Origin of the sequence: Escherichia coli DSM 30083 = JCM 1649 = ATCC 11775, from assembly GCF_003697165.2 — a bacterium.
GTDB classification, from domain to species: Bacteria; Pseudomonadota; Gammaproteobacteria; order Enterobacterales; family Enterobacteriaceae; genus Escherichia; species Escherichia coli.
In genome coordinates this window covers 1,789,831-1,806,904 of the sequence record NZ_CP033092.2, presented here as the reverse complement: position 1 = coordinate 1,806,904, position 17,074 = coordinate 1,789,831, and the positions used below count along the sequence as shown (strand labels likewise).

The following is a 17,074-nucleotide window of genomic DNA, read 5'->3' as shown; positions in this document are numbered from 1 at the left end:
ATGAGAATTCGTGAGTACGATCACTCAAAATCGCCTGGCAAAAATAAAATCACCCTATAGATGCACAAAAAACGGGCAAAACTACCTGGTTCGCAAAACTGCGTCTAAAGTTAAACCGGGACCTCGCGAGCAAGGGTGAGACGATGGCGCTTTACACAATTGGTGAAGTGGCGTTGCTTTGTGATATTAACCCTGTCACGTTACGCGCGTGGCAGAGGCGTTACGGATTGCTGAAACCACAACGGACAGACGGCGGTCATCGGCTGTTCAACGATGCCGATATTGACCGGATCCGCGAGATCAAACGCTGGATCGACAACGGCGTGCAGGTCAGCAAAGTAAAAATGCTGCTCAGTAATGAAAATGTTGATGTGCAGAACGGCTGGCGCGATCAGCAAGAAACATTACTGACTTACCTGCAAAGCGGCAATCTGCATAGCCTGCGAACGTGGATCAAAGAGCGCGGTCAGGATTACCCCGCCCAGACACTCACCACACATCTGTTTATTCCTCTGCGCCGACGGCTTCAGTGCCAACAAGCGACTCTCCAGGCGCTGCTGGCGATCCTCGACGGCGTACTGATCAACTACATCTCTATTTGCCTGGCTTCGGCGCGCAAAAAACAGGGTAAAGATGCACTGGTGGTTGGCTGGAATATTCAGGATACCACTCGTCTGTGGCTGGAGGGCTGGATTGCCAGTCAACAAGGATGGCGCATTGATGTCCTCGCCCACTCGCTCAATCAACTACGCCCTGAACTGTTCGAAGGCCGTACATTGCTGGTATGGTGCGGTGATAATCGAACCTCCGCCCAACAACAGCAACTCACCAGTTGGCAGGAACAAGGCCATGATATTTTCCCACTCGGCATTTAATGATTCGTTAACAAATGCGCTTTACTGTACAATCCTTTCGTTAACATAAGGAGTGCATTATGCGCATAGCTAAAATTGGGGTCATCGCCCTGTTCCTGTTTATGGCGTTAGGCGGAATTGGTGGCGTCATGCTCGCAGGTTATACCTTTATTTTGCGTGCTGGCTGAACGCCTGCACCAGCCTTTCAAACAGGCGGTCTGCGATGATCGCCGCCAGTGCCACCAGTAACGCCCCCTGGATCACATACGCGGTATTAAATCCGCTAAGCCCGATGATGATCGGCGTACCCAGCGTGCTGGCCCCTACCGTTGAGGCGATCGTCGCCGTACCAATGTTGATAATCACCGAAGTTCGCACGCCCGCCAGAATCACCGGAGCCGCCAGCGGTAGCTCGACCTTACGCAGTCGCTGACCACGACTCATTCCCATACCTTTCGCAACTTCTGTCACGCTGGCATCAATCGCTCCCAGCCCGGCAAGTGTCGCCTGCAGGACGGGCAGCACGCCGTAAAGGATCAAGGCGATAATCGCTGGTTTCAGACCAAAGCCGATCACCGGAACGGCAATCGCCAGCACTGCAACGGGCGGAAAAGTCTGTCCAACGGCGGCAATAGTTTCCACCAGTGGACGAAATCCCGCGCCCCAAGGGCGAGTGACAGCAATTCCGGCACCAGTACCAATGATCACCGCAAACAAACTCGAAATTCCCACCAGCCAGAAATGAGCCAGTGCCAGAGCTGCAAAGCTTTCCTGCTGATAAACGGGTCGTGGCAGTTGTGGGAACAAGGCAGCAAACAGCGGCTGGCTGTAAGGCAGCCAGAAAATCAGCGCCACAAACAGAGCAATCAGCCAGAACAGCGGATCGCGCAACATCTTCATACGATTACGCCTCCTCCAGCAGATCCTGAAAATGCAGCGTGCCGCAAGGCTCGCCCTGCGTGTTCACCACCGGCAGCACCTCGCATCCCCGCGCGACAAACAGAGAAAGCGCATCGCGTAGCGTCATCTCTTCTGCCAGCGCCTCACCTTCTGCCCGTTCTTCGCGACGCACGTAATCCGCCACGCTACGTAACGAAAGCAGGCGGACACCCAGTTCACTATGCCCAAAAAACTGGCGGACAAAATCATTCGTCGGACGAGTCAGCATCGTCAGCGGATTGCCCTGCTGCACCACTTCACCGTGATCCATCAACACCAGATGTTCTGCCAGTCGTAGCGCCTCATCAATATCATGAGTGACCAGCACAATGGTACGCCCCAGCAAACGGTGTATGCGCGTCATCTCTTGTTGCAACGCGCCGCGCGTTACCGGGTCCAGCGCGCCAAAAGGTTCATCCATCAGTAAGACTTGCGGATCGGCAGCCAGCGCGCGGGCCACTCCCACACGTTGCTGCTGACCACCGGAAAGCTGATGCGGATAACGCTCACGCAAATTTGGCTCCAGCCCCAGTAGCGCCATTAATTCGTCGATACGATCGTCGATCCGCGCCCGTGACCATTTTTGTAATTGCGGCACGGTGGCAATATTTTGCGCCACGCTCCAGTGGGGAAACAGGCCAATAGATTGAATGGCATAGCCCATCCGGCGGCGCAACTCCAGCACTGGCAGCGAGCGAATTTCTTCTCCGGCAAAGCGGATCACGCCACTGTCATGCTCCACCAGGCGGTTAATCATTTTCAGAGTGGTGGATTTACCGGAACCCGACGTGCCAATCAGTACCGAAAAACTCCCTTCCTGAAAATTGAGATTGAGATCGTTAACGGCTTTTTGTGCGCCGAACAGTTTGCTGACATGGCTAAATTCAATCATTACGTTTCACCTTCAGCAGTGCGATAAGCAAATCGAACAGCGCGTCGGTAAGCACCGCCAGAACAATTACCGGGATCACCCCCAGCAACACTAAATCAATGGCACTGCTTAGCAGCCCCTGGAAAACCAGCGCACCAAAACCGCCTGCGCCGATTAACGCCGCAATCACCGCCATGCCAACGGTTTGTACCATCACCACCCGCAGGCTGCGCAGAAATACCGGTAACGCCAGCGGTAACTGAACATGCAGGAAACGCTGCACCCCGCTCATCCCCATCGCTCTGGCGCTCTCCAGCACATCGCGCGGGATCTGGTTCAAGCCGACTACTACGCCGCGCACCAGCGGCAGCAAGGCATAGAGCACCAGCGCAATCAGTGCGGGTGTCATTCCGGTTCCTGCTATGCCGAGCATTCCCAGCCACGGAAAGGCCGTAACCAGCGCGGCAAGCGGCGCAATCAGCAGGCCAAAGAGCGCTATCGAAGGCACGGTCTGAATGACATTCAGCAGAGAAAAAATCGCTCCCTGCCGCGCGGTGGAAAAGTAGCACCAGATGCCCAACGGCACACCAATCACTAACGCAGGCAGCACCGCACCAAACAGCAACGTCAGATGTTGTGCCAGCGCGTCGTCAAACACATCCTGACGGTTGGCGTATTCTTTCATTAACGAGAGATCGTTAAGCGTGCCGGAGTACAGCAACCACAGCGGAATAATGGCAATCTGCATATGCAACAACCAGCGCCACAGCGGATGCGTGGAGATTCGGCGGATGGCATCGCTACAGGCCAGCAGTGCCAGCGCCGCAGCCAGCCAGAAACCACTGCCGAGGCTGGTACGCGCCAGCGCACTGCCATTTTGCGCCAGTTGTGTCGCCGCCTTTCCAGCTCCCCACACCAGCAATACGAAGACGAATTGCGCCAGAATGAGTGCAAAAATGCTGCCTTTTTTAGCGGGAATAAAACAGGCTGTCAGCCAGGCGCAACCAACGCCCACCAGCATCCAGAGAGTTTGCGGCCACAGCTGCCAGAGATGACGCCCCTCACCCGAAACTAAACGATTAGGTGCGTAACTGATAAACGGCAGCGCCGCTGCGATTGCCGTCAGCAACAGCAGCAGCGCCAGAACAGGATTAATACGGAAATAAGTCACGGGAAATTACTTCGTCCACCCTTTTTGTTTCAGGTAGTCGGCTGCCACTTTTTTGGCATCCAGTCCTTCCACTGCAATGCTGGCATTCAGCTGCTGCAATGTTTTTTCATCGAGGCTGGCGAAGACTGGCTGTAGCCACTGTGCTATTTGCGGATACTCTTTCAGCACCGACTCACGCACCACTGGCGCAGGCGCGTAGATAGGTTGCACGCCTTGCGGATCGCTTAAGGTTTGCAGCCCCAGCGCCGCAACCGGGCCGTCGGTGCCGTAAGCCATTGCGGCATTAACACCAGAAGTTTGCTGGGCAGCGGCTTTGATCGTCACCGCCGTGTCACCACCGGCCAGTGACAGCAACTGATCCTGACCGAGCTTAAAGCCATAGGCTTTTTCAAACGCGGGTAAGGCATCGGCGCGTTCAATAAACTCTGCCGAGGCTGCCAGTTTGAAGTTGCCACCCTCTTTCAGATAACGACTCAGCTCGGCAAGCGAAGTGAGTTTGTTTTTCTCTGCCACATCCTGACGCACGGCGATGGTCCAGGTGTTATTTGCAGGCGCGGGCGTCAGCCAGATTAACTTGTTTTGCTCTGCATCGAGTTTTTTGACTTTCTCATAGCCTTGCTGCGCGTTTTTCCATGCCGTATCGTTTTCATCTTTAAAGAAAAACGCGCCATTGCCAGTATATTCCGGATAGATATCCAGCTCGCCAGAAGTGATCGCCCCGCGCACTACGGGAGTCGTTCCCAGCTGCACTTTATTTACCGTAGGAACGCCGTGACTTTCCAGCACCTGCAAAATGATATTGCCGAGCAGCGCGCCTTCCGTATCGATTTTTGAACCAACCTTAACGGGGGAAGCCGCCTGTAGCGGCAGGCTCACGGCTGCCAACAAAACCAGTGAACCTGCCCAGACCTTTGAGAGTGGCATGATGCTTTCCTCATTCTTTTACTGTTGTTTTCAGCGAATTAAGAGAAAAGCATAGTTGATAATGGCGGAGTTAGCCTGAGCGGACGGATTCAGTTGCAGAATCAGATAAATACTTAAAAGGCATATTTTGCCCGGCGTTTCTTGCCGGATGCGGCGTAAACGCCTTATCCGGCCTACAAACATCGAAAATTACAGCAACTCAAACTCGCCTTTCTTAACGCGTGCGGAATCAGTGCCGATGAAGACATTGAACTTGCCAGGCTCGGCGTCATATTTCATCTGTTGATTCCAGAACTTCAGCGCCTCAATATCGATTGGGAAGCTGACGGTCTGAGTTTCGCCCGGTTTCAGGGTGATTTTCTCAAAGCCTTTCAGCTGCTTCACCGGGCGACTCATGGAAGCCGTCACATCCTGCAAGTACATCTGTACTACCGTGGCCCCTTCGCGTTTACCGGTGTTCGTCACCTGCACGCTGGCCGTCACTTTGCCGTCACGCTTCATGGTCGGCGCAGAAAGTTTCACATCAGAGACGGTGAAAGTGGTATAGCTCAGACCATAGCCGAACGGATAAAGCGCCCCGTTAGCTTCATCAAAATAACGCGAAGTGTATTTGTTCGGCTTGTCGGCATTATACGGACGCCCGGTATTCAGATGGCTGTAGTACACCGGGATCTGCCCGACAGAACGCGGGAAGGACATCGGCAGCTTGCCGGACGGGTTATAATCGCCAAACAATACATCGGCAATTGCATTACCGCCTTCAGTCCCCGCAAACCAGGTTTCCAGAATCGCATCAGCCTGCTGATCTTCTTTCACCAGCGCCAGCGGACGCCCGTTCATCAGCACCAGCACCAGCGGTTTACCGGTGGCTTTCAGCGCCGCAATCAAGTCACGTTGGCTTTGCGGAATAGTGATATCGGTACGACTGGAAGCTTCGTGCGCCATCCCCTGAGCTTCACCGACCACAGCCACCACCACATCAGATTGTTTCGCGGTTTGCACTGCTTCATCAAGCATCTCTTGCGGCGAACGCGGATCAACTTTGACCGCCTCTTCATACTGATTCAGGAAATCGATAATGCCTTTGTCACTGGTAACGTTCGCCCCTTTGGCATACAGCACTTTACCGTTTTCACCGACGGCGTTTTTAATCCCTGTTAGCACAGTAACAGATTGATCGGCGACACCTGCCGCCGACCAGCTTCCCATCACGTCACGCTTGCTGTCTGCCAGCGGGCCAACCACCGCAATGGTTGCAGATTTTTTCAGCGGCAGCGTTTCGAGACGGTTTTTCAGCAACACCAGGCTTTCGCGCGCCACTTCACGCGCTTCTTTACGGTGCAGGCGGCTTTCGGCATTGGTATCCACCGGGTCAGACTCTTTCGGCCCCAAATGGCTGTATGGGTCGTTAAACAATCCCATATCATATTTAACGTTCAGTACATGGCGGGCAGCATCGTCCAGCTCTTCCATCGTCACTTTGCCGGATTTGATCAACCCAGGCAGATACTTCGAGTAATACTCGTCGCTCATGCTCATGTTGATTCCGGACTTCAGCGCCACGCGTACCGCATCCTCTGGGTCTGCCGCCGTGCCATGTTTAATCAGCTCTTTGATTGCGCCGTGATCGGAAACGGTGATGCCTTTAAAGCCCCACTGGTCGCGCAGAACATCTTTCAGCAGCCAGGAGTCGGAGGTGGCTGGCGTGCCGTTCAGCGAGTTCAGCGCCACCATCACCGCACCGCTGCCTGCATCCAGCCCCGCTTTGTACGGCGGCATATAGTCGTTAAACAGGCGCTGCGGACTCATATCGACGGTGTTGTACTCTTTACCGCCTTCTACCGCGCCGTATGCGGCAAAGTGTTTGACGCTGGTCATCACCGAGTAGCGATCTGCCGGGCTTTTACCCTGCATCGCTTCCACCATGGTTTTGCCCATTATTGAGGTGAGATACGTATCTTCGCCAAAACCTTCGGAAGCACGTCCCCAGCGCGGATCGCGCGAGACATCGACCATCGGTGCCCAGGTCATATTCAGGCCATCATCTGCCGCTTCATAAGCAGAGACACGCCCGACTGTTTTCACCGCATCGAGGTTAAAAGACGAAGCCAGACCGAGACTAATCGGGAACACCGTGCGCTGACCGTGCAGCACGTCGTAAGCAAAGAAAAGAGGAATTTTCAGGCGGCTTAATTCCATCACCTGATCCTGCATGGCGCGGATATCCTGACGGGTTACAGTGTTGAAAATCGCCCCAACCTGACCGTCTTTGATCATCTCGCGGATCGCCTCTTTCGGGTTATCCGGGCCGACGCTGATTAAGCGCAGCTGACCAATTTTCTCGTCAACTGTCATTTTCTTAAGCAGTTCGGTGACGAACGCATCCCGCGCTTCGGGCGTTAATGGATGGTTGCCGAATAAATCATCCGCCAGTGCTGGCTGCAGGGCCAGACTCACCGCGATTCCTACTGAACATAGCCATTTCATATGGATTTTTCTTCCTTTGTTGCCCGACGTGGCAGCGAAAATGGTGCAAAAACCGTAGTTTGCCATAAGCATGATGGAGAGAGAAAAAGAATGCTCAGTTTATTGTCTGAATTTTCAAAATATTCACTCGCTGAATTGTCATACAAGGCGCTATTCTAGTTTGTGATATTTTTTCGCCACCACAAGGAGTGGAAAATGTCTTCCATGACAACAACTGATAATAAAGCCTTTTTGAATGAACTTGCCCGTCTGGTCGGTCATTCACACCTGCTCACCGATCCCGCCAAAACGGCCCGCTATCGCAAGGGCTTCCGTTCTGGTCAGGGCGACGCGCTGGCTGTCGTTTTCCCTGGCTCACTACTGGAATTGTGGCGGGTGCTGAAAGCCTGCGTCACCGCTGACAAAATTATTCTGATGCAGGCTGCCAATACAGGCCTGACCGAAGGATCGACGCCAAACGGTAACGATTATGATCGCGATATCGTGATCATCAGCACCCTGCGTCTCGACAAGCTGCACGTTCTCGGCAAGGGCGAACAAGTGCTGGCCTATCCGGGCACCACGCTCTATTCACTGGAAAAAGCCCTCAAACCGCTGGGACGCGAACCGCACTCAGTGATTGGATCATCGTGTATAGGCGCATCGGTCATCGGCGGTATTTGTAACAACTCGGGCGGCTCGCTGGTGCAACGTGGCCCGGCGTATACCGAAATGTCATTATTCGCGCGTATAAATGAAGATGGCAAACTGACGCTGGTGAACCATCTGGGGATTGATCTGGGCGAAACGCCGGAGCAGATCCTTAGCAAGCTGGATGACGATCGCATCAAAGATGACGATGTGCGCCACGATGGTCGTCACGCCCACGATTATGACTATGTCCACCGCGTTCGTGATATTGAAGCCGACACGCCCGCACGTTATAACGCTGATCCGGATCGGTTATTTGAATCTTCTGGTTGCGCAGGGAAGCTGGCCGTCTTTGCAGTACGTCTTGATACCTTCGAAGCGGAAAAAAATCAGCAGGTGTTTTATATCGGCACCAACCAGCCGGAAGTGCTGACCGAAATCCGCCGTCATATTCTGGCTAATTTCGAAAATCTGCCGGTTGCCGGGGAATATATGCACCGGGATATCTACGATATTGCGGAAAAATACGGCAAAGACACCTTCCTGATGATTGATAAGTTAGGCACCGACAAGATGCCGTTCTTCTTTAATCTCAAGGGACGCACCGATGCGATGCTGGAGAAAGTGAAATTCTTCCGTCCGCATTTTACCGACCGTGCAATGCAAAAATTCGGTCACCTGTTCCCCAGCCATTTACCGCCGCGCATGAAAAACTGGCGCGATAAATACGAGCATCATCTGCTGTTAAAAATGGCGGGCGATGGCGTCGGTGAAGCAAAATCGTGGCTAGTGGATTATTTCAAACAGGCCGAGGGCGATTTCTTTGTCTGTACGCCGGAGGAAGGCAGCAAAGCGTTTTTACACCGTTTCGCCGCTGCGGGCGCAGCAATTCGTTATCAGGCTGTGCATTCCGATGAAGTCGAAGACATTCTGGCGCTGGATATCGCTCTGCGGCGTAACGACACCGAATGGTATGAGCATTTACCGCCGGAGATCGACAGCCAGCTGGTGCACAAGCTCTATTATGGCCATTTTATGTGCTATGTCTTCCATCAGGATTACATCGTGAAAAAAGGCGTGGATGTGCATGTGTTGAAAGAACAGATGCTGGAACTGCTACAGCAGCGCGGCGCGCAATACCCTGCCGAGCATAACGTCGGTCATTTGTATAAAGCACCGGAAACGTTGCAGAAGTTTTATCGCGAGAACGATCCGACCAACAGTATGAATCCGGGGATTGGTAAAACCAGTAAGCGGAAAAACTGGCAGGAAGTGAAATAAAAATTACGGATGGCAGAGTATCGCCATCCGTACTTCATTTAATCGTTCTGTGCCGTCTGCCCCGCCGCCGCCATTTGGGCGGCTTTTTGTTTTTTATAGCTCAACGCTGCTGCCGGAACAGGCATCACTTTACCGGTTTCAATCCAGGTACGCAGGCGGCTGGCATCGGCAAAATGGGTATATTTGCCAAACGCGTCCATCACTACCAGCGCCACCGGTTTATTATTGATAACCGTGCGCATCACCAGACAATGGCCCGCCGCATTGGTAAAACCGGTTTTGGTTAACTGAATATTCCAGTTATCACGATACACCAGATGGTTAGTATTGCGGAACGGCAGCGTATACGTCGGGTTAGAGAAGGTTGCCATATCTTCCCGGGTAGTACTTAACTGCCCGATCAACGGATATTGTTTGCTGGCAATGAGTAGTTTGGTTAAGTCACGGGCGGTTGAAACGTTATGCACCGACAATCCGGTTGGTTCAACAAAGCGCGTGTTGTTCATTCCGAGCGATTTCGCTTTCGCGTTCATCGCCTTAATAAAGGCTTTGTAACCACCGGGATAATGGTGCGCAAGACTTGCCGCCGCGCGGTTTTCTGAAGACATCAGCGCCAGCAACAGCATATCTTTACGGCTGATTTCGCTGTTCAGTCTTACGCGCGAATAGACCCCTTTCATCTCCGGCGTCTGGCTGATATCCACTTTTAGTTTTTCATCCAGCGGCAGTCGTGCATCCAGCACAACCATCGCGGTCATTAATTTGCTGATAGACGCAATCGGACGCACCAGATCCGGGTGGTTCGAATAGATCACTTTGTTGGTATTCAGATCAACAATCATCGCGCTACCGGAGGCAATTTCCGGTTGTGACGCGGTGGTAGCGGCTACCGTTTTCGCAACGGCCTGCGGTGCAAAAGGCACAGCCAGCATCAGGGCCAGGCTAAATAAAGAAACTCGAAATTTCGGCATGATGAGCATTCAGATAGTGGTTCACGCGCACGGGTTGCGCACCGCCGGAGTAAGGATTTACTGAGGCTAGCGACGCCATCATAACGAGCAAAAAGTGCGATCGTCAAAGAAGAATCGTGAGGAAATGCTGCATTGCTGACATTTACGCCAGCAATGCAGCGCAAAAGAACTTTCTAGAACAAACGATAACCGTAGCCCCATAGTATAACGGTAAGGGCGAGCAGCACTTCCAGCACCAGCACGCCTATCGCCAGTGTCGAACTGGAGAAGCTAAGTCCTTCCTCTTTGTTGATATTCAGGAAGCTCGGAATACCGAGATACAGCAGGTAGCCGGTGTAAAACAGCGCCACCGTGCCGACCAGCGCACACAACCAGACCAGCGGGTAAAGCGCCACCAGACCGCTTAAAAACAGCGGAGTTGCAACGTAGCCCGCGAAGACCATGCAGTGCGCAAGTGACGGACGCTGCGGATAATTACGCGCCATCCACCAGATGACCCGCCCCATCACCGCAACCCCAGCCAGCATAACGCCGTAAAACAAGACAGCCAGCGCCAGTCCGGTAAACCAGGATAACTTCAGGATAGTGCCATCGCCAAAATTCCAGCCAATCTGTGTAGTGCCAATGAAGGCGCAAATCACCGGAATCGCCGCCATCAGCAAAACGTGGTGGGTGTAGTGATGAGAAATCGTTTCGTTTTCGCGATTAATCACCTGCATTTCACGATCGGGATGGGAAAACAGTCCCCAGACATGGCTCATACCGCCCCCTTGTTGTGAGTTCATGAACCTGACAGTTCAAGTATAAGTCAGCTTGTGATTATTTTTTGTTCGCTCATGTAATTTGCACCGTCTGATGTACGTCCTTTTTCAGCGTGAATGATTCACAGGGTGTATGCTTACAGGCAAGCAAAGGGAGACAGACTGTCCTATGGATCTCAATACACTCATCTCACAATATGGTTATGCCGCGCTGGTGATCGGTAGCCTGGCGGAAGGTGAAACCGTGACTTTGCTGGGAGGCGTTGCGGCACATCAGGGGCTATTAAAGTTCCCGCTGGTGGTACTTTCTGTGGCGCTTGGCGGCATGATTGGCGACCAGGTGCTTTATCTGTGCGGGCGGCGGTTTGGCGGCAAGCTGTTACGCCGTTTCTCGAAACATCAGGATAAAATTGAGCGGGCGCAGAAACTTATCCAACGCCATCCGTATCTGTTTGTCATTGGTACGCGTTTTATGTATGGCTTTCGGGTCATTGGCCCGACGCTGATTGGTGCCAGCCAGCTGCCGCCGAAAATCTTTCTGCCGCTGAATATTCTCGGCGCATTTGCCTGGTCGCTGATTTTTACCACTATCGGTTACGCTGGTGGGCAGGTGATTGCGCCGTGGTTGCACAATCTCGACCAGCATTTGAAGCACTGGGTCTGGTTGATTCTGGTCGTGGTTCTGGTGGTAGGCGTGCGCTGGTGGCTGAAACGGCGCGGGAAGAAAAAGCCGGATCATCAGGCGTAAAACTATTGCCCTGGATAAGGTGTTCGCGCCGCATCCGACATCCGGTGCACCATGCCTGATGCGACGCTGGCGTGTCTTATCTGGCCTAACCCAATGAAATAACCACTCACCTCATTGCGCTACTCCGGCTTAAACTGCGGATTTGCCAGCATAAAACCGCCATCGACAATCAGCGACTGCCCGGTGGTGTAATTGGCGCCTTCGGAACATAGCCAGGCCACCAGGCTGGCAATCTCATGCGTTGTGCCAAAACGTCGCAAGGGAATCGAAGGCTCCGCGTCGGGCTTCACGTCGCCGCCATCCATGCCGTTCATTGGCGTGGCGATCGCCCCAGGTGCGACTGCGTTCACCAAAATTTTATGCCTGACCAACTCCAGCGCCATTGCTTTGGTTAACCCGCCGAGCGCATGTTTAGCGGCTGTGTAGGCGCTGGCATCCGGCAGCGGCGTATGTTCATGTACCGATGTAATGTTGATGATGCGACCGCCCTGCCCTTGCTTCACCATCTGGCGGGCAGCAATTTGCGAGCATAAAAATGCACCATCGACATCAACGGTAAAAATCTTGCGCCACTCATCGAAAGCCATATCAAGAAACGGCGCTTTGGTCATTGCGCCCGCATTATTCACCAGCACATCAATACGCCACAGCCGTTGAATAAGTTTCTCCAGCGCCTGCGCACCTTCTGGTAGATTGCCGAGATCCAGTTGCACGATCTCCGCACGTACGCCATGGCTAACCACCTTACGCGCGGTATCTTTTGCCCCTTCTTCATCTGAGTGCCAGGTAATGCCAATATCAAACCCCTGCTGCGCCAGTAATAACGCGCACTCTTTGCCGATCCCCGAATCGGAGGCGGTAATTATCGCGACCTGTGCCATCGAGTTCTCCACTTAACGCTCAACAAACGTTAAGTATAGAAGGCGCATATCATCAGCGTTTGTACCCCCCGCCCAGCGCACCAGTGAGTTGAATGGAGGCATCCAGCCACTGCCCTTGCAATAACAGGCCATTGGCCCGCTCACGCAGCGCCGGGATTCTGGCTTCGCTGACCCGGGAACCAGCAATGAGGCCCGCGTTAAAGCGGGCCTGCGCAAGACCTACTACACGCAAGGCATCGCGCTCAATTTGCGCCTGATGCTGGTTTTTCTCCGCCAGTGTCTGAACCTGACTGGCTGCCCGCGCCACGTCATTCACCGCTTCAACCACCGCTTTGTTGTAGCTGGCGATAGACAAGTTGCTTTCGGCTTTTGCGATATCGAGGTTGGCGTTAAGACGACCACTATCGAAAATGGGTAGCGTCAGGCCTGCCGTAACGCCCATTTGCTGCGCGGAATGACGGAACAGATCGCTTAAGTGCAACGCATCCTGTTGCAGGAAGGCCATCAGGTTGATGTCAGGATAAAATGCCGCTTTTGCCGCATCAATAGTGCTTAACGATGACTCAACGTACCAGTGCGCCGCCTGCAAATCTGCCCGCCGCGCCAGTAAGGAGTACCCCAGTTCATCAGGAAGCTGGCTTGCCACTTTCGGCAACGCGACCGGTTTAAGCTTCAGTGACTTTGTCTGGTGATTTGTGAGTGCATTTAACCGTGCCTCAATAATTTTCATTTTACCCGCGACATCGTTGAGCTGCTGCCGGGTTTTGCTGGCATTAATATCGGTTTCCACACCTTCAACTGAAGAAGTAATCCCGTTCTGATATAGCTGGCGATCGGTCGCGATAATGGTGTTCTGCTCTTTTTCGATTTGCTGCAAGACCGTGTTTAACGCCGCCTGGGTTTGCCACTCCCAGTACAGGCGGGCTACGCTGCCAGCCAGCAATTGGCGGGTTTGCTCGCGTTCCGCCGCCCGTGCTTTAACCGTACCCAGGCGAGCAGTAACCTCCGCCCGATTCTTTCCCCAGATATCGAGATGCCAGCCCGCCGTTAAGCCAAAAGTACCGTTGGTGTACCACGGACCGGTCGTACCTGCGGCCGGATCGTTCAGAGCAAACGGCCCCATTAACCCTTCTGCCGACATTTTTTGCCGCTCCATATCCGCAGAAAAGTCGAGCTGCGGACCATCCTGAGTGGCAATTGCCTTCGCCTGGGCTTCAGCCAGCTGAATGCGCTGTTCAGCCACCTGCATATCCGGTGCGCTCTGTAGTGCATTATTAATTAAGGAAGTGAGTTGATTATCGTGATACTCCAGCCACCATTGGCTGTCTGGCCAACCATTTTTCAGCGCCGTGGGTAATACGGTGTCAACTTGTGCAGCGGGCGTTTGCTGGCTTAACACCTGGCGGGTTTCATGCATAGGTGCACACCCGGCCAGCATCAGTAACAGCGGAAAACAGGCGATGGCGGGATAAAAGGAATCACGATTCATGGGGGAATAATCAGGTAAGAAAAGGTGCGCGGAGATTACCGTGTGTTGCGATATATTTTTTAGTTTCGCGTGGCAATACATCAGTAGCAATAAAACGACATATCCAGAAAAATATACACTAAGTGAATGATATCTTTCGATTTATCTTAATCGTTTATGGATAACGGCAAAGGGCTTCGTTTTTTCCTATACTTATTCAGCACTCACAAATAAAGGAACGCCAATGAAAATTATACTCTGGGCTGTATTGATTATTTTCCTGATTGGGCTACTGGTGGTGACTGGCGTATTTAAGATGATATTTTAAAAATCAGATATGGCATATAAGTTGTCAGGTCAGTAACTCGATATTTTGTGTACTTGATTTGCAAACAGCTCCGGTGTTGGTGGCGTCAAAATCGCTGAAGCGTTCCCCGAAGGCCGGGGCAGCCCACATGGATGTGGGCTGAGGGCGCGTCTTACAAGGACGTTACCTCGCGCCCGATCCGGTAGCCGAAGGGGATAAGCTGAAGGTACCGCGCAGCGGCGATTTTGTTCGCCAGAGCCCGGGGGTGCAGGGGGAGGAGGCGATTGTCCTCCCCCTGCGCGCTCCTTGCGCCAGTGGCAATATGTGGCTTAGCTCATGAAAGGAGCGCAACAAGATGATGAAGCTGAATAAGCGATTCATTGTCTCAGATAAGCTGCGATTCCACTATTATCGCAGCTTATCGATATCAATGGCCTGAATAGCCCTTGCAATATCAGGGGAATTATTCAACACCCGAACATGCTGAAATAATTCCGTTGCTTCATCGTATTCTTTACGCAAATAACTCAACCACTGTTTAATCCGCGCAACGTGATATAACCCGGTATCGCCCTGCTTTTCCAGACGGGTATATTTTTGCAGCAAAGCAACCACCTCCGGCCACGGCATTCGCGGTTCGTTATATTTCACCACACGGCTCAGGTTGGGAATATTGAGCGCCCCGCGACCAATCATCACTGCGTCGCAGCCGCTGATCGCCATGCATTGTTGCGCACTCTGCCAGTCCCAGATTTCACCGTTGGCAATCACCGGAATATTAAGCCGCTGGCGAATCTCGCCAATCGCCTGCCAGTCAATATGTTCCGCGCGGTAACCCTGCTCTTTTGTCCGCCCATGTACTACCAGCTCCGTAGCACCAGCCTGTTGAACCGCATCGGCGATTTCAAATTTCTTCTCACCGCTGTCCCAGCCCAGACGCACTTTTACGCTGACAGGCAAATGCGCCGGTACAGCTTCGCGCATCGCTTTTGCACCCTGGTAGATGAGTTCAGGATCTTTCAGTAACGTTGCCCCACCACCGCTACCGTTAACCGTTTTCGACGGGCAGCCGCAGTTAAGATCCACGCCCCAGGAGCCTAACTCCACCGCACGGGCGGCGTTCTCTGCCAGCCACTGTGGGAACTGCCCTAACAACTGCACGCGCACCAGCGTACCGGATGGTGTCCGGCTGGCATTTTGTAGCTCAGGGCAAATGCGATGAAAGACTTTTACTGGCAGCAGTTGATCCACCACGCGGACAAACTCGGTGATGCACAGATCGTAGTCGTTAACTTCGGTCAGTAATTCCCGCACCAAAGAGTCAAGTACACCCTCCATCGGAGCCAGTAACACACGCATATCATCACCCGCAAAAAAATGAGGCGCTATGTTAGCGCCTCCGGTCAACGGATTAAAGGTCTGCAAAGAGGGATTGCTGCAAACTGCAATCCCTCTCTATGCTTGATGTATGCCTGAGTTCGCTGCGCATTGCGTAATACCGGGGAGCGAAAAAATAAGCGCTGATTTCTTAATGTGATCGGTAGCACGTTTTACGAATTAATTGTATGATGAATCCATCTCATCTGGGGTGTTGATTATGAGTAAGACACTGAACATTATCTGGCAATATTTACGCGCTTTCGTCCTGATTTATGCCTGCCTGTATGCAGGCATTTTCATTGCTTCCCTGCTACCGGTAACCATTCCGGGCAGCATCATCGGGATGCTGATCCTGTTTGTCCTGCTGGCCTTGCAAATTCTTCCGGCGAAATGGGTCAATCCGGGGTGCTACGTACTGATTCGCTATATGGCGCTATTGTTTGTGCCGATTGGCGTAGGCGTCATGCAATATTTTGATTTGCTCCGCGCACAGTTTGGTCCGGTAGTGGTTTCCTGTGCAGTCAGTACGCTGGTGGTTTTTCTGGTGGTGAGCTGGAGTTCACAACTGGTGCACGGTGAACGTAAAGTCGTAGGTCAGAAAGGATCAGAAGAATGATGGCGAATATCTGGTGGTCATTACCGCTGACGTTGATTGTCTTTTTTGCCGCCCGCAAACTGGCGGCACGGTATAAGTTTCCCCTGCTTAACCCGTTGCTGGTAGCAATGGTGGTGATCATTCCTTTTTTAATGCTGACTGGCATCTCTTACGACAGCTACTTTAAAGGTAGCGAAGTGCTAAACGATCTGCTGCAACCGGCGGTCGTCGCACTGGCTTATCCTTTATATGAGCAGCTACACCAGATCCGCGCGCGCTGGAAATCGATCATCACCATCTGTTTTATCGGCAGCGTGGTTGCGATGGTGACGGGGACTTCCGTGGCATTGTTGATGGGCGCTTCACCGGAAATCGCCGCGTCAATCCTGCCGAAATCAGTTACCACGCCTATTGCAATGGCGGTTGGCGGCAGTATTGGCGGTATTCCGGCAATCAGCGCAGTTTGCGTGATTTTCGTCGGCATCCTCGGCGCTGTGTTTGGCCATACATTGCTTAATGCGATGCGTATTCGTACCAAAGCTGCGCGCGGTCTGGCAATGGGCACAGCCTCGCACGCCCTCGGTACGGCGCGCTGCGCCGAGCTGGATTATCAGGAAGGTGCATTTAGTTCGCTGGCGCTGGTGTTATGCGGGATTATTACTTCGCTGATCGCACCGTTCCTTTTCCCGATTATTCTGGCAGTAATGGGCTAAAATTTGCGATGCGTCGCGCATTTTTGATGTAAGTTTCACGCGTTGCATAATTAATGAGATTCAGATCACATATAAAGCCATAACGGGTTCGTA

The 17,074-nt window shown here is 52.8% G+C and carries 17 protein-coding genes; 7 read left to right on the top strand and 10 right to left on the bottom strand.

Going from position 1 to position 17,074, the window contains the following annotated elements; genetic code table 11:
• The first annotated feature begins 143 nt into the window (after window positions 1–143).
• Together mlrA and yohO are read left to right on the top strand one after the other, a co-directional pair.
• Window positions 144–875: an HTH-type transcriptional regulator MlrA gene (gene mlrA / locus EAS44_RS09665; RefSeq protein WP_001240394.1), complete on the top strand. Its 732-nt coding sequence runs from the start codon at window positions 144–146 to the stop codon at window positions 873–875.
• A 59-nt stretch (window positions 876–934) separates the two neighbouring features.
• Window positions 935–1,042 carry a protein YohO gene (yohO, locus tag EAS44_RS09660; protein ID WP_001216963.1) on the top strand — a complete coding sequence of 36 codons (108 nt, stop codon included), beginning with the start codon at window positions 935–937 and terminating at the stop codon, window positions 1,040–1,042.
• Here yohO and yehW read toward each other — a convergent pair.
• From yehW to bglX, 5 genes are all read right to left on the bottom strand, one after another.
• Window positions 1,023–1,754 (bottom strand): glycine betaine ABC transporter permease YehW, encoded by a 732-nt coding sequence (yehW, locus tag EAS44_RS09655; protein WP_000783132.1) that lies wholly within the window; start codon window positions 1,752–1,754, stop codon window positions 1,023–1,025. The genes yohO and yehW overlap by 20 nt on opposite strands.
• A gap of 4 nt (window positions 1,755–1,758) precedes the next feature.
• On the bottom strand, window positions 1,759–2,685 hold the full coding sequence (gene yehX, locus EAS44_RS09650) for a glycine betaine ABC transporter ATP binding protein YehX (RefSeq protein WP_000569345.1): 927 nt from the start codon (window positions 2,683–2,685) through the stop codon (window positions 1,759–1,761).
• Window positions 2,678–3,835: a glycine betaine ABC transporter permease YehY gene (gene yehY / locus EAS44_RS09645; protein ID WP_000220855.1), complete on the bottom strand. Its 1,158-nt coding sequence runs from the start codon at window positions 3,833–3,835 to the stop codon at window positions 2,678–2,680. Before yehY ends, yehX begins: the two co-directional genes overlap by 8 nt.
• Window positions 3,836–3,841: 6 nt before the next feature.
• Window positions 3,842–4,759: a glycine betaine ABC transporter substrate-binding protein OsmF gene (gene osmF, locus EAS44_RS09640; protein WP_001131270.1), complete on the bottom strand. Its 918-nt coding sequence runs from the start codon at window positions 4,757–4,759 to the stop codon at window positions 3,842–3,844.
• Window positions 4,760–4,948: 189 nt separating this feature from the next.
• Window positions 4,949–7,246: a beta-glucosidase BglX gene (bglX, locus tag EAS44_RS09635; RefSeq protein WP_000871492.1), complete on the bottom strand. Its 2,298-nt coding sequence runs from the start codon at window positions 7,244–7,246 to the stop codon at window positions 4,949–4,951.
• A gap of 195 nt (window positions 7,247–7,441) precedes the next feature.
• On the opposite strand from bglX, the gene dld reads away from it, so the two are divergent.
• The gene (gene dld, locus EAS44_RS09630) at window positions 7,442–9,157 is read left to right on the top strand and encodes a D-lactate dehydrogenase (protein ID WP_000097372.1); all 1,716 of its coding nucleotides are present in this window, start codon (window positions 7,442–7,444) and stop codon (window positions 9,155–9,157) included.
• 38 nt (window positions 9,158–9,195) lie between these two features.
• Here the strand turns inward: dld and pbpG are convergent, their stop codons facing one another.
• Complete coding sequence (gene pbpG / locus EAS44_RS09625; protein ID WP_001362798.1) at window positions 9,196–10,128, bottom strand: D-alanyl-D-alanine endopeptidase; 933 nt, start codon at window positions 10,126–10,128, stop codon at window positions 9,196–9,198.
• 173 nt (window positions 10,129–10,301) lie between these two features.
• On the bottom strand, window positions 10,302–10,889 hold the full coding sequence (gene yohC / locus EAS44_RS09620) for a Yip1 family protein (protein WP_001295454.1): 588 nt from the start codon (window positions 10,887–10,889) through the stop codon (window positions 10,302–10,304).
• 169 nt (window positions 10,890–11,058) lie between these two features.
• Here yohC and yohD point away from each other — a divergent pair, with 169 nt between their 5' ends.
• Window positions 11,059–11,637, top strand: coding sequence for a DedA family protein (yohD, locus tag EAS44_RS09615; protein WP_001297891.1), 579 nt, complete (start codon window positions 11,059–11,061; stop codon window positions 11,635–11,637).
• A 119-nt stretch (window positions 11,638–11,756) separates the two neighbouring features.
• Here yohD and yohF read toward each other — a convergent pair whose 3' ends face one another.
• The gene (gene yohF / locus EAS44_RS09610) at window positions 11,757–12,518 is read right to left on the bottom strand and encodes an SDR family oxidoreductase (protein ID WP_000079563.1); all 762 of its coding nucleotides are present in this window, start codon (window positions 12,516–12,518) and stop codon (window positions 11,757–11,759) included.
• Window positions 12,519–12,570: 52 nt separating this feature from the next.
• The gene (gene mdtQ, locus EAS44_RS09605; protein WP_001078166.1) at window positions 12,571–14,007 is read right to left on the bottom strand and encodes a multidrug resistance outer membrane protein MdtQ; all 1,437 of its coding nucleotides are present in this window, start codon (window positions 14,005–14,007) and stop codon (window positions 12,571–12,573) included.
• Between the two features lie 223 nt (window positions 14,008–14,230).
• On the opposite strand from mdtQ, the gene yohP reads away from it, so the two are divergent.
• On the top strand, window positions 14,231–14,314 hold the full coding sequence (gene yohP, locus EAS44_RS25865) for a small membrane protein YohP (RefSeq protein WP_000691708.1): 84 nt from the start codon (window positions 14,231–14,233) through the stop codon (window positions 14,312–14,314).
• Between the two features lie 387 nt (window positions 14,315–14,701).
• Here the strand turns inward: yohP and dusC are convergent, their stop codons facing one another.
• Entirely contained in the window at window positions 14,702–15,652 is a 951-nt protein-coding gene (gene dusC, locus EAS44_RS09595) for a tRNA dihydrouridine(16) synthase DusC (RefSeq protein WP_001264872.1), read from the bottom strand.
• 238 nt (window positions 15,653–15,890) lie between these two features.
• On the opposite strand from dusC, the gene yohJ reads away from it, so the two are divergent.
• Together yohJ and yohK are read left to right on the top strand one after the other, a co-directional pair.
• Complete coding sequence (gene yohJ / locus EAS44_RS09590; RefSeq protein WP_001295452.1) at window positions 15,891–16,289, top strand: CidA/LrgA family protein; 399 nt, start codon at window positions 15,891–15,893, stop codon at window positions 16,287–16,289.
• Window positions 16,286–16,981, top strand: a complete 696-nt coding sequence (gene yohK / locus EAS44_RS09585) for a CidB/LrgB family autolysis modulator (protein WP_000968208.1) — start codon at window positions 16,286–16,288, stop codon at window positions 16,979–16,981. Before yohJ ends, yohK begins: the two co-directional genes overlap by 4 nt.
• Window positions 16,982–17,074: the final 93 nt, after the last annotated feature.